Source organism: Mycobacterium sp. UNC410CL29Cvi84 (assembly GCF_000686745.1).
Taxonomy (GTDB): domain Bacteria; phylum Actinomycetota; class Actinomycetes; order Mycobacteriales; family Mycobacteriaceae; genus Mycobacterium; species Mycobacterium mucogenicum_B.
This window is the reverse complement of sequence record NZ_JMLM01000008.1, coordinates 121,241-134,073: the sequence shown is the minus strand read 5'-3', so window position 1 is coordinate 134,073 and position 12,833 is coordinate 121,241. Positions and strand designations below refer to the sequence as shown.

General features: G+C 68.0%; 13 protein-coding genes. 3 read left to right on the top strand and 10 right to left on the bottom strand.

What is annotated here, in order from left to right:
* Positions 1-15: 15 nt before the first annotated feature.
* Genes rplB through rpsJ form a run of 5 tightly spaced genes read right to left on the bottom strand, consistent with a single transcriptional unit; the run spans position 16 to position 2,806 of the window.
* Entirely contained in the window at positions 16-855 is an 840-nt protein-coding gene (gene rplB / locus BR47_RS0112705) for a 50S ribosomal protein L2 (protein ID WP_020101402.1), read from the bottom strand.
* A 29-nt stretch (positions 856-884) separates the two neighbouring features.
* Positions 885-1,187 (bottom strand): 50S ribosomal protein L23, encoded by a 303-nt coding sequence (gene rplW / locus BR47_RS0112700; RefSeq protein ID WP_029119743.1) that lies wholly within the window; start codon positions 1,185-1,187, stop codon positions 885-887.
* Positions 1,187-1,834, bottom strand: coding sequence for a 50S ribosomal protein L4 (gene rplD / locus BR47_RS0112695; protein ID WP_020101400.1), 648 nt, complete (start codon positions 1,832-1,834; stop codon positions 1,187-1,189). Before rplD ends, rplW begins: the two co-directional genes overlap by 1 nt.
* On the bottom strand, positions 1,834-2,487 hold the full coding sequence (gene rplC, locus BR47_RS0112690; protein ID WP_020101399.1) for a 50S ribosomal protein L3: 654 nt from the start codon (positions 2,485-2,487) through the stop codon (positions 1,834-1,836). The genes rplD and rplC overlap by 1 nt, the downstream gene beginning before the upstream one ends.
* Positions 2,488-2,500: 13 nt before the next feature.
* A complete protein-coding gene (gene rpsJ / locus BR47_RS0112685; RefSeq protein WP_003883485.1) occupies positions 2,501-2,806 on the bottom strand; it encodes a 30S ribosomal protein S10 in 306 nt (101 codons plus the stop codon).
* Positions 2,807-3,515: 709 nt separating this feature from the next.
* Here rpsJ and BR47_RS0112680 point away from each other — a divergent pair.
* On the top strand, positions 3,516-3,989 hold the full coding sequence (locus BR47_RS0112680; RefSeq protein WP_020101398.1) for a hotdog fold domain-containing protein: 474 nt from the start codon (positions 3,516-3,518) through the stop codon (positions 3,987-3,989).
* Here the strand turns inward: BR47_RS0112680 and BR47_RS0112675 are convergent.
* Complete coding sequence (locus tag BR47_RS0112675) at positions 3,986-4,339, bottom strand: nuclear transport factor 2 family protein (RefSeq protein ID WP_029119742.1); 354 nt, start codon at positions 4,337-4,339, stop codon at positions 3,986-3,988. The two genes, BR47_RS0112680 and BR47_RS0112675, sit on opposite strands and share 4 nt — an antisense overlap.
* Before the next feature lie 122 nt (positions 4,340-4,461).
* Positions 4,462-6,099, bottom strand: a complete 1,638-nt coding sequence (locus BR47_RS0112670) for a carboxylesterase/lipase family protein (protein ID WP_051634771.1) — start codon at positions 6,097-6,099, stop codon at positions 4,462-4,464.
* A gap of 125 nt (positions 6,100-6,224) precedes the next feature.
* Between BR47_RS0112670 and BR47_RS0112665 the strand changes: the two genes are divergently transcribed.
* Complete coding sequence (locus BR47_RS0112665; RefSeq protein ID WP_029119740.1) at positions 6,225-7,475, top strand: cytochrome P450; 1,251 nt, start codon at positions 6,225-6,227, stop codon at positions 7,473-7,475.
* On the opposite strand, the gene BR47_RS0112660 is transcribed toward BR47_RS0112665, so the two are convergent.
* Positions 7,441-8,088 (bottom strand): TetR/AcrR family transcriptional regulator, encoded by a 648-nt coding sequence (locus tag BR47_RS0112660; RefSeq protein ID WP_036427207.1) that lies wholly within the window; start codon positions 8,086-8,088, stop codon positions 7,441-7,443. The genes BR47_RS0112665 and BR47_RS0112660 overlap by 35 nt on opposite strands.
* Positions 8,089-8,165: 77 nt before the next feature.
* On the opposite strand from BR47_RS0112660, the gene BR47_RS0112655 reads away from it, so the two are divergent.
* Positions 8,166-9,728 carry an MFS transporter gene (locus BR47_RS0112655; protein WP_029119738.1) on the top strand — a complete coding sequence of 521 codons (1,563 nt, stop codon included), beginning with the start codon at positions 8,166-8,168 and terminating at the stop codon, positions 9,726-9,728.
* A gap of 271 nt (positions 9,729-9,999) precedes the next feature.
* On the opposite strand, the gene mftG is transcribed toward BR47_RS0112655, so the two are convergent.
* Positions 10,000-11,409: a mycofactocin dehydrogenase MftG gene (gene mftG / locus BR47_RS0112650; protein ID WP_029119737.1), complete on the bottom strand. Its 1,410-nt coding sequence runs from the start codon at positions 11,407-11,409 to the stop codon at positions 10,000-10,002.
* Positions 11,406-12,824 (bottom strand): mycofactocin biosynthesis glycosyltransferase MftF, encoded by a 1,419-nt coding sequence (gene mftF, locus BR47_RS0112645; protein ID WP_029119736.1) that lies wholly within the window; start codon positions 12,822-12,824, stop codon positions 11,406-11,408. The genes mftG and mftF overlap by 4 nt, the downstream gene beginning before the upstream one ends.
* Between the last annotated feature and the right edge of the window lie 9 nt (positions 12,825-12,833).

Sequence of the window (12,833 nt, the reverse complement as noted above, 5' to 3'; positions counted from 1 at the left end):
CTATTCCTTTCCGGCCTAGCGCTTGTTCTTGCCGGTGCGCCGGCGGCGGACGATGAGCTTGTCGCTCGGCTTGTTGGGCTTGCGGGTGCGGCCCTCGGGCTTGCCCCACGGGCTGACCGGGTGGCGACCACCGGAGGTCTTACCCTCACCACCACCGTGCGGGTGGTCAACCGGGTTCATCACGACACCACGGACGGTCGGGCGCTTGCCCTTCCACCGCATACGGCCGGCCTTACCCCAGTTGATGTTCGCCTGCTCGGCGTTGCCGACCTCGCCGACGGTGGCGCGGCAGCGCACGTCGACGCGACGGATTTCACCGGACGGCATACGCAGCGTGGCGTAGGCGCCTTCCTTACCGAGCAGCTGGATGCTGACACCGGCCGAGCGGGCCAGCTTGGCACCGCCGCCCGGACGCAGCTCCACAGCGTGGATGACCGTACCGGCGGGGATGTTGCGCATCGGCAGGTTGTTGCCCGGCTTGATGTCAGCGTTGGGGCCCTGCTCGATGGTGTCGCCCTGCTTCAGGTCCTTGGGGGCGAGGATGTAGCGCTTCTCGCCGTCCACGAAGTGCAGCAGTGCGATGTTCGCGGTGCGGTTGGGGTCGTACTCGATGTGCGCGACCTTGGCGTTGATGCCGTCCTTGTCATGGCGACGGAAGTCGATGACGCGGTAGGCACGCTTGTGGCCGCCACCCTTGTGACGAGTGGTGATGCGGCCGTGCGCGTTGCGACCACCGGTGCTGTGCAGCGGGCGGATCAGCGACTTCTCCGGAGTCGAACGAGTGATCTCGGCGAAGTCGGAGACGCTCGAACCGCGACGACCCGGGGTCGTCGGCTTGTACTTGCGAATTCCCATTATCAGTTAATCCCTTAACTCCCGGCCGATCAGGCCGGAGCTCCGAACAGTTCGATCGGCTTGCTGCCGGCGGACAGGGTCACGATCGCGCGCTTGGTGCTCTTGCGCTGGCCGTAACCGGTGCGGGTGCGCTTGCGCTTGCCCTTCCGGTTCGCGGTGTTCACCGAGTCGACCTTCACGTCGAAGATCTTCTCGATAGCGATCTTGATCTGCGTCTTGTTGGACTCCGGCGCCACGATGAACGTGTACGTGTTGTCCTCGATGAGTCCGTAGGACTTCTCCGAGATGACCGGGGCCAGGATGATGTCGCGAGGATCAGTCACGGTAGCCATCAGGCCGACACCTCCTCTTTCGTGTTGGCGGTGATGTAGGCGTTGAGCGCCTCCACCGAGAACACCAGGTCGTCGGCGTTGAGCACGTCGTAGGTGTTCAGCTGATCCGGCGAAATCACGTGAACGCCAGGCAGGTTGCGGACGCTCTTGGCGCCGACCACATCGCTGCGGCCGATCACGACGAGCACCTTCTTGTTGTCGGTCAGCGACGACAGGAACGACTTGGCGCTCTTGGTCGACGGGTTCTGACCGGCCACCAGCTCGGTGATCGCGTGGATGCGCTCGTTGCGAGCCCGGTCCGACAGCGCGCTGCGCAGGGCAGCAGCGATCATCTTCTTCGGGGTCCGCTGGCTGTAGTCACGCGGCTGCGGGCCGTGGACGGTGCCACCACCGGTGAACTGCGGGGCGCGGGTCGAACCCTGACGGGCGCGGCCGGTGCCCTTCTGGCGGTACGGCTTCTTGCCACCACCGGACACCATGGCCCGGGTCTTGGTGGCGTGGGTGCCCTGGCGAGCGGCGGCCAGCTGGGCCGTCACCACCTGGTGCATCAGCGCGATGTTGGGCTCGACGTCGAACAGCGCGGCGGGCAGCTCGACAGAGCCGTCCTTCTTGCCGTCCGGGGTCTTGACGTCAATCTTGAGAGTCATTACTTCTCGCCTCGCTTAACTGCGGTGCGGACAACCACCAGTCCACCGTTGCGGCCCGGGATGGCGCCCTTGATGAGCAACACACCGTTCTCGGCGTCGACCTTGTGAACCTTCAGGTTCTGGGTGGTGACGCGGTCGCTACCCATACGGCCGGACATGCGGGTGCCCTTGAAGACACGGCCCGGGGTGGCGCAGCCACCGATCGAACCGGGACGACGGTGCACAGCCTGGGCACCGTGAGCGGCGCCCTGACCCTTGAAGCCGTGGCGCTTCATGGTGCCGGCGAAGCCCTTGCCCTTGCTGGTGCCGGTCACGTCGACGTACGCGCCGTCGGCGAAGATCTCGGCGGTCAGTTCCTGACCGACCTCGTACTCGGCGACCGCGGCCTCGTCGTCAAGACGAAGCTCGGCCAGGTGCCGACGCGGGTTGACGCCTGCAGCGGCGAACTGACCGGTGACCGGCTTGTTCACCTTGCGCGGGCTGATCTCGCCGTAGGCGAGCTGCACGGCGCTGTAGCCGTCGCGCTCGGGGGTGCGGATACGGGTCACCACGTTGGGGCCGGCCTTCACGACCGTGACCGGGACGACTTTGTTGTTCTCGTCGAACACCTGCGTCATGCCCAGCTTGGTGCCCAAAATGCCTTTGCGTGCCATTTTTCTGGGTCTCCTACTGGATGTTGACGTCGACGCTCGCCGGCAGATCGATGCGCATCAAGGCGTCAACCGTCTTCGGCGTGGGGTCGAGGATGTCGATAAGGCGCTTGTGGGTACGCATTTCGAAATGCTCCCGCGAGTCCTTGTACTTATGGGGAGACCGGATAACGCAGTACACGTTCTTCTCGGTCGGCAGCGGCACCGGGCCGACCACGCTTGCCCCTGTACGGGTGACCGTCTCAACGATCTTGCGCGCCGAGGCGTCAATCGCCTCGTGGTCGTAGGCCTTGAGCCTGATGCGGATCTTCTGTCCCGCCACGCTTCTCCTACCTAACTTTCACGGGCCCGTGCTCGGGCCTGGTCTTCAATACGCACGCCCCGGGACACCCGATGACGCGCGCTGGCTATGCCGCCGCTCTTTACGTTTCTGTGGTTCACCGACCCCCGCGCTCGGGCGTGTCGCCTTTGCGCACAGTCGTCCGCGCTGGAAATTCCATCTCGGGCGATGCTGGGACCGGATGCGCCCGTGATGGGCGCCGGTCGTATGCCCGCAGCGGGCGAACCCGGCGCAAGGCAACCCGAACAGTATGCCCCAGATCCGGGCTCGCTCCAAATCCGCTGCGGAGCCATCCGGCGCGCCCGGGTTCTGCGGCCGGTCCTGCGGTGATCTCGGGTTCATTCTGCCGTGAATTTGCCTCGAATCTGCGGTGACGACGCTGACGTTCGAGTGGATCGCGCCCTGGTTGGAGAGTGGACGCAGACGTCGGGTTAACCGTGCGGCGGTGGCGCAAAAATGCGAGTGGGGTGCGCCCCAGGTACAGGGTCAACGCGTATGCAGCCACCGCGGCCGTTGACTCTGTACTCGTGGCACAAAAGTGTGAGTAAGGAGCGCCCTGGATACAGCCTCAACGCACGCCCGGCCGGTCCTCCCGTTGACTCTGAACTGGTGCTGCAGAAGGGCGAGTGGACCGGGCCGCCGACGCAGAATTGGCGACGGCACCTAACTTACTTTCGAGTAAGATCGAGGCATGTCGACACTGAGCCCCACGTACCGCGCCTGGAAGCAGCTCTCCGGACGGCCCGGCGGCAGTCTGATGTTCTCGGCGGCCGCGATGGTGCGGGTGCCGTACTTCGCGTCGGTCCTACCCCGGGTGGTGACGATGGAGCCGGGCTACGCCGAGGTGGCGGTGCCGAAGTGGTTCTTCGTCTACAACCATCTGCACACCGTGCACGCCATCGCGTCGTGCAACGCCGCCGAGGCCGCCATGGGCATGGCGATGGAAGCGACAGTGCCGACGAGTCACCGCTGGATCCCCAAAGCCATGAACGTGCGGTACCTGGCCAAGGCCACCACCTCACTGCGGGCGCACGCACGGGTCGACGTCCCTGACTTCGAGACGCTGACCAAAGGCACCGACGTCGTCGTATCGGTCTCCGTGGTCGACGCCCGGGGCGAAGAGGTCGTGCACGCCGACATCACGACGTGGGTGACGCCGGCCTAATCGAGATAGGTGCCGTGACCTTCGCGCACCAGATCGCCATCGAAGATCAGCACCTCGTTGACGAGCTGGCCGCGGTGGTTGCGGTAGTTGATGACGAGCGCCTGCGTCCCGATATAGGTGGCCACGATCTCGAAGTGCAGCTCCGGCACCGCGGCCAGCGCGGTGGTCCAGTACCGGCGGAGTGCATCCTTGCCCCGCACCACTCCCCCGGATTCGGGCACCACGCGCGCCGCGACGGGTGAGGTGAAGACGACGTCGTCGTGAAAATGCGCGAGGACCGCCTCGACGTCGTGTGCGTTCCAGGCCGCACACCACTCACGGGCGAATCGGTCGGCATCGGGAAGCGTCATGCCGCCCCATCGAAGTGGACGCACACCTGGACGGGCAAGCCATTTTTCGTGCGCCGAGCGTGCGACCTGCCGAGATGACACGCCGCTGACGTCACCGGAATCCCCCACGTTCGACGTAGCAGTCAGCGCTGCAGAGTCCCCCAGAACGCACACTGGTGCACCTGGTCGTAGTCCGTGACCAATCGGCTTCCGTCGGGACGCAGCGACATTCGCGGGTCGTGGTCGCCGCCGGCCAGCTGCGGCCAGTCCGGCGCACCTTCCGCGCTGGGGTGGCCATCGCGGACGAAAGAGCTCCAGTAGTCGATCATCTGATCCGAGAGCGCGATCTGTGGCGGCGTCGGCGGCGGCGCTCCACCCATGTTGAAGATGTAGCGCAGGTCCAGCGAGTGGCTGGCACCGACGGGGAAAGGCAAGTGGCGCAAGGGATCCGGCGTCGGTGGTGTCGGGTCGGCGAACTCATAGCCGTACACCGGCGCATCGGCGGCCAGCGCGTCGCCGATGCGGTCCGCCACGCACGCGAACGCCGCGTCGGTGACTGCCGTCGAGTAGGCGACCGCGGCGCTGCCGCCGTAGCGGTCCAGCGGGTAGTGCTCCGCGACGGCGCCGGCGTCGGCGCCGAACGTCGACTCCAGCAGGCGCGGGTAAGCATCGGCATGGAACCGCTTGCCCGCGCGGAGATATTGCAGCGCCACGAAGAGGGTGAACTCGTCGCGGGTGGTACCGATCATCACCGGCACCCGCGCCGCAGCACCGTCGTTGATGGCCCGCATCGGATCGACCGGCAGCAGCGTCGTCCCGGAGACGGGCCCGCTGAGCATGTTCTCGCCGATTCCGTAGAACCACACCGGTTTTCGCAGTTTGTCGACCGGCAGGCTGCGCAGGCAATCCGCCGCGTCCGCCGGTTCGCCGCACCCCGCGGCTTTCGCATAGGCGAGGCTCGCCCGGGTGGCTTCCGGTAGCGCGCCCTGCGCCTGGCACGGCCCGCTCGCGATGATGGCGCCCCGGAAGAGACCGGCCGAGTCGGGAGCGACGAGGTGGTCGCACACCGACATCCCGCCGGCGGATTCGCCCGCGATGGTCACCTTGCCGGGGTCGCCGCCGAATGCGGCGATGTTGTCACGCACCCAGCGCAGCGCCGCCTGCTGATCGGCCAACCCGTAGTTGCCGACGTCGGGGCCGGCACCCAGAGCGGGATGAGCCAGGAAGCCCAGTGCGCCGAGTCGGTAGTTGACGGTCACCACCACGACGTCGCCGCGCGTGGTCAGCCGCGTCGAGTTGTAGATATTGCTGGAACCGTTGATGAACCCGCCACCGTGCAGCCACACCAGCACCGGTCGCCGTTCGCCGGAGGCCCGCACCGGCGGCGTCCAGACATTGAGCGTCAGACAATCCTCGCTGGTGTTGCGGCCCATCTCGAGGTCACCCTTGGGGTCCTGGATGCAGCGGGCGCCCGGTTTCGCCGCGTCGCGCGCGCCATCCCAGGCGAGTGCGGGAGCCGGCGGCCGGAAGCGGAGTGGTCCCAATGGCGGTGCGGCATAAGGAATTCCACCGAAGAACCGCAGGTCCGGATTGACCGCCCCACGGACCGTCCCCGATGCGGTGTGCACCAGCGCCGGATCGGCGGTCACCGCGTCAGGTGCGACGGCCGTCGCGCCTTCACTGTGCGAGTCCAGGCCACAGCCGGCGACCAACAGCACCGCGGCAGCCACTGCCGCGGCGCGCTGCAGCAGTCGGGGCGGATGGACGGACGACACGACCACCCAGCGTACTGAACACCCGCCGATTGCAGCTCGGAAATATTTCGCGCGACCCCCTCCCCATCGGACATCGAACGACCTACACTCCACTTGACAGCTGTCAAGTTCGCGTTCGTGTGAGGAGTTCAATGACTGCACCCACCACCGACGAGGCCGCCAAGGTCCTCGCCGACCCCTCCGCCTACGCCGACGACGATCGGTTGCACACCGCACTGACCCACCTCCGCGCCACCAATCCCGTTGCCTGGGTTGACAATCCGCCGTACCGGCCGTTCTGGGCGATCACCAAACACGCCGACATCATGGCCATCGAGCGGGACAACAACCTCTTCATCAGCGAGCCCCGCCCACTGCTCATGAAGGCCGACGCCGAGGATCTGTTGAAGGCCCAGGCTGATGCCGGTATCGGGCTGCGCACGCTCATCCACATGGACGACCCGCACCACCGGAAGATCCGCGCCATCGGCGCCGACTGGTTCCGCCCGAAGGCCATGCGCGATCTCAAGGTCCGGGTGGACGAGCTCGCCAAGCGGTACGTCGACCGGATGCGCGACATCGGACCCGAGTGCGACTTCGTCGAGGAGATCGCCATCCAGTTCCCGCTGTACGTGATCATGTCGCTGCTCGGCCTCCCCGAGGAGGATTACGACCGCATGCACACCCTGACCCAGGAGATGTTCGGCGGCGACGACGAAGAGTACTCACGCGGCCAGTCGCCGGAAGAGCTGTTCGCCGTGCTGCTCGAATTCTTCCAGTACTTCGCCGCGCTGACCGCATCCCGGCGGGCCAACCCGACCGGTGACCTGGCGTCGGCGATCGCGAACGGCCGCATCGACGGCGAACCGCTCAGCGACATGGACACCGCGTCCTACTACGTGATCGTGGCCAGCGCCGGCCACGACACCACCAAGGACGCCATCTCGGGTGGGCTGCACGCGCTGATCCAGAATCCCGGCGAGTTGGCACGCCTGAAGGCGAACCCCGACCTGATGCCCACGGCCGTCGAGGAGATGATCCGGTGGAGCACGCCGGTGAAGGAATTCATGCGTACCGCCACCGCCGACACCGTCGTGCGCGGCGTGCCGATCGCGGAGGGCGAATCCGTTTATCTCGCTTACGTTTCCGGTAACCGCGACGAAGAGGTGTTCGCCGACCCGTTCCGGTTCGACGTCGCACGCGAGCCGAACAAGCACCTGGCGTTCGGCTACGGCGTGCACTTCTGTCTGGGTGCCGCACTGGCGCGCATGGAGATGAACAGCCTGTTCTCCGAACTACTGCCCCGGCTGGACTCGATCGAATTGGCCGGCGCCCCGGAGCTTTCCGCGACGACGTTCGTCGGCGGTTTCAAGCACCTGCCGATCCGGTATTCGCTGCGCTGACGCGATGAGTCGCGAGGAATCCGTCGACGGCGGCGACGGCGATCTCGCGGTAATCGAAGTCGGGCAACGTGCTGAGCTTGCCCAGCACGATCGGGCCGAGTAACAACGCCGCGGCGCGGACCCGGTCGACGTCGCCCAATTCGGCGACGGCCTCGGGACTGGACAGCACTGCCTCGAACGGCGCGGCGTACTGCTCGGCCACCCGTTCCCGCAGGTTACGGACCTCGACGCTCTCGGTCCCCGCCGCGCCCCACGGCAGGTGTTCGAGGTTGCCACCGAGCGTCAGCCACGACATGGCCGCCAGGCTGACCGGCGCCTCGGCGATCAGTTCCGCCTGCGCGCGCACGAGCGCGATCAACTGCTCGCGCAGGTCGCCCTCGGCGGGCCGCACGGGAGCCGGCGGAATGAGCGCGTGAAATGCCGCTGCCAGCAAGTCATTTCCGCTGGCGTAGTGCCGGTAGAGGGTCGCCCTGGCCACATTGGACGCGCGGATCACCGCGTCGACGGTCACGGCACTGGGACCGCCGGAGCGCAGCAGGGCGGTCGCCGCCTCGAGAAGCCGCGCCCGCGACCGGGCCGGCCTGGGGTCACCATGTTCGCTGGACAACTCCATTCACCTTTCGGCCGACAAACAAGACTGTTAGTCTCGTTTGAAGATCATCAGTCTTGAAACTACCGGAAGGTGGCCGCATGGCCGACAAGGCGAGCGTGGCGAGCCCCCTGGCCGATTCCACGCAGCCTACGGCCACTCCACCCATCTCACGCAACCGCACCTGGACCCTTCTCGTGGCGTGTTGCGGTGTGCTGGTGGTGATTTCGTCGATGGTGGCGCTCAACACCGCGCTCGGCGACATCGCCATGGCCACCTCGGCGAACCAGACCCAGCTGACCTGGATCATCGACAGCTACACGCTGACGCTGGCCTGCCTGCTGCTGCCCGCCGGCGCCATCGGCGACCGCTACGGCCGGCGCGGCGCCCTGCTGTTCGGCCTGGCCGTCTTTGCGGTGGCCTCGATTGTTCCGGCACTGAGCACCGATCCCCTGCAGATCATCGGCGCACGCGCGGTCGCCGGCGTCGGTGCCGCATTCATCATGCCGGCGACGCTGTCCCTGATAACGGCGTCGTACCCGGCGGACCAGCGCACCAAGGCGGTGGGCATCTGGGCCGGCATGGCCGGCTGCGGTGGCGTGTTCGGCATGCTGGGATCCGGTGTGCTGTTGCACTTCTGGCCCTGGCAGTCGATCTTCTGGGCGTTCGCCGGTGCCGGGCTGGTCCTCATTGTCATGACCACGACCATCACGAGTTCGCGCGACGCGGAAGCCCGCACCTTGGACGTCGCGGGCGCGGTCGTCATCGCCGCGGCCGTCGCCGCGCTGGTGTACGGCATCCTGGCGGCCCCCGATCGGGGCTGGACGCATCCGGTGGTGCTGGGCGGTATCGCCGGCGGCCTGGTCCTGGCCGGGGCGTTCGCGATCATCGAGCTTCGGGCCCGGGACCCGCTGCTGGATGTCCGACTGTTTCTCGATCGCCAGTTCGGCACCGGAGCCGCGGCCATCACGGTGCTGTTCATGGTGATGTTCGGCTTCTTCTACCTGGCGATGCAATTCATGCAACTGGTCATGGGCTACAGCCCGCTTGGAACCGCACTGGCCCTGTCCCCGCTGGCGGTGCCGATGCTCATCCTGTCCCCGTTGTCGTCGTGGTATCTGCCGAAGCTGGGCTTGCGCGTCGTGGTGCTCGTCGGCCTGGGGCTGCTGTCCGCCGGCCTGCTGTCCCTGTGCCTGGTGCGCATCGACTCGTCGTACTGGGCTCTGGCCTGGCCGCTGCTGGTGGTGAGCACCGGAGTCGGAATCTTCACCGCGCCAACGACTTCGGCGATCATGACATCGGTGCCGGACGCCAAGCAGGGAGTGGCGTCGGCAGTCAACGACACCACGCGCGAGGTCGGCGCAGCCCTCGGCATCGCGCTGACCGGCTCCCTCCTGGCGGCCGGATACAGCAAGCACATCGGGCCCGCCGTCGCCGGTTTTCCGGCTCCGATGCAAGACGCCGCGCGCGGCTCGCTGGCCGGTGCGGTGGCCGCCGCACCCCATCTGGGCCCGGTCGGCGGTCAGCTCGTGACGGTGGCGCGCGTGGCGTTCCTCCACGCGATGCAGACATCGCTCGTGGTGCTGGCGTCGATCACCGCGGTCGCGGGCGTACTGATCGCGTTCTGGGCGCCCGGCCGCGAACGCACACCACCCAACGACTAGTCGGCACAGGCATTTTCGCGATTCGCGTGCGCCAGGTGGCCACTCAGCGGCTAAGAGCGTGGGTCGGCAACACAATTGACTGTGCGTCTACGCAGTTCGGTACTCGAGCTTTTCCTGCGCCAGTGCACAGTCAACGCCCACAAGGCATTTGCTTGTCAAGTGCCCAGCCCCTAGCGGCCGACTGTGAAACCAGAACGCCTCTGCCCACGAATTCGCGATCTGACCGCACGCTCGCGCTACACCCCACCCGAACCGTTACCGACCCACGCTCCTACGACGCGATGAACTGCGCGGCCCGGTGCGCCAGCATGACGATGGTCGCGTGCGGGCCCCGGCCGGTGATGCCGGGCAGCGCGGCGCCGTCGGCCACCCACAACCCTTCGACGCCGCGCACCCGGCACTGCGGATCGAGGACGGCACGTTCGTCGCCGTCGGCGCCCATCGGCGCCGTGGCCGACAGATGCTGCGCGGTGGACCACGCGGGCTCGCCGCCGGCGACGGCGTCACCGAACAGGTCGCGACACAGTTCGTGACCGACGTGTAGCGCGGCGGCATCGGCCGGGTCGACGTCGTAGCGGTGCTCGATGGTGGGACGTACGTCGGGATCGTCCGACACCAGCAGGACCCGGCCCTGCGCGCGCGGCCGCATCAGGGAGATGCCAAGGTGCACCGGGTCCGCACCATCGGTGACCCCGCCGGTCATGGCCGCGAAACCCCAGGTGTACGGCCGGATCTCCAATTCGTCGGTGGTGAGCAGCAATTCGAGCGGCGGGCGCCCGAGCTCGGCGGGCCAGGTGGTCGGCACCACCCACTCCGGATGATCGGCGCACGCGACCCCCACCGGCAGGTCCGCCACCACCGGCACGCCGACGCTCCGCAACTGCGCGGCCGGGCCGATCCCGGACAGCATCAGCAGATGCGCCGATTCAATTGCCCCGGCGCACAACACGATCCGGTCGGCATACCGGTCCGTCACACCCTCGGGACCGAGACACCTGACGCCCACCGCGCGGTCACCGTCGAACAGCACCCGCAGCACGCGGGTACCGGCGAGCACCGCCAGGTTGTCCCGGCCGCGCGCGGCCGTCAGGTAGACCTCGCCCGGACCGTGCCGGTGCCCGGTGTCATCGATGTTGAGCGGCACCGCACCGAGTCCGGACCGGACCCCGGCCGCGGCGTTGAGATCGTCGATCCAGGGGTACCGGCCGCCCGCCGCGTCACGGAAAGCCTGTGAGGACGCTGCGAATTCGCTGATACGGCGCACGGGTACCGGGCCGGTCGCACCGTGCTCGGCGCCGTCGCCGAAGTCGTGGTCCGTCTCGATGGCGCGATAGTGCGGCAGGACGTCGGACCAGGACCAGCCCGGCACCGCCCAGGCCGCGAAATCCGCGGGCCAGGCCCGGCAGAAATAGCCGCCGTTGATCGCCCCGGACCCGCCCAGCACCCGTCCGCGCACGATGTCCACCGACCGCACCGGATTCTGCGTCAGCGTCGTGCGGTGCTGTCGGGCCACGGCGCTGTCGACGCCGATGGGCAGCACCCAGCCCGGCTCCGGACGGATCGTGCCGCCGGTCTCCAGCAGCGTCACCCGACAGGCAGGATCGGCCGAAAGACGCTCGGCCAGAACGCAGCCGGCGCTGCCGGCCCCGACGATCAGGACGTCATCGCGACGTGGGCTCAAGTCCGGATCTGCGGCTTGAGCGCACCCAGATGCCGCTCGCGCACCACGCCGCCCCACAGCCCGAGACCGTAGGCGATGTCATCGAGACGCTTGAGCAGCAGGTAGGCCAGCAGGCCCACGCGCTGGGTGTTGTCGTCGACCGTGTGGTGGCGACGCGCCCAGTCGACGACGCCGTCGACGATCGCGGCGATCAGCACCACTTGACGCCAGCGCCGGAAACACACCGCCAGCACGAGAGCCACCGGCCAGTAGTGCCGGCACAGTGCGGCGGCGAGTTGCAGGGCCGCGGCCCACAGCCCCTGCGCGGCGACGGCGGCGACTTCCCGGGGTTCGGTGTCGACCGACCGCAGCGAGTTGGCGATGCGCCGGCCGGTGATCGCGGCGGCGATCGTCGAGGCCAGGTAACCCACGCCGGACCCCATGGCCAGCAGCACCCAGACCACCAGTGTCCAGCCGGAAATGACCAGCGGCGCCGTCTTGCCGGGGTGCCGGACCGACAGCGGTGCGGCCGAGGAACCGTAAAAGGCCTTGCGGGCGAACCACTCTCGCAGTGCGGTGCGGTGATCGTGCCCGACCAGCGCGATCGGCTCGTACCGCAGCCGGGCCCCGGCCTCGATGAACCGCCAGCACAGGTCCACGTCCTCGCCGGACTGCAGCGACTCGTCGAAACCGCCCACCTGGTCCAGCGCCGCGCGCCGGCAGATGATGGCCGCGCTCGGCACGTAGGCCACCATGCCGTACGGCACCACCGGGGCTTCCCGCATGCCGAGGTCGAGCGACGACCGCACGGCCTCGTAGCGCGCGATCAGATTGTCGGGCTCGTGCAGGCCGACGATGCGCGGCGCGACCAACGCGACGGCCGGGTCGCAAAAGTGCCCCAGCAGCGCCTCCAGCCACCCGCGACGTGGCACCACGTCGGAGTCCAGGAACGCCACGAAGTCGGTCTCGCAGGCGGCCAGCCCGGTGTTGCGGGCCGCGGCCGGTCCCCGGCTGACGTCGTGCCGGAGCACCCGCACGTCGCAGTGCCCGGCCAGGTCGCAGAAGTCCGCGGCCTGCAGCGGCACCACCGAGCCGTCGTCGACCACGACGACGCGCATGCCGCGCAGGGACCGCACCAGGCGGGCGACGCCAACGGCGTTGTCACGTACCGGAATCACGACGGTCACGTCGAGGTGCGACGGCCCGGTCGCCGGTCGTGGGTGGGCCACCGTGGCGTCGAGCAGCGTGCGGGCCAGCTGCGCGCTCTGCGCGTCGTGGACCTCGAGGCGGCCGCGATCGAGCATCGTCTGCGCCGCCGGCGCCAGCTTCAGCAGTCGCGTCGGTGAGCCACCGAGCAGCGCGGCGCCCTCACCCAGCACCTTGACTCGGCGATCCACTTGGACGGCAAAACCGTCAGGCAGCCGCGGCCCAGTCACTGTCCCACC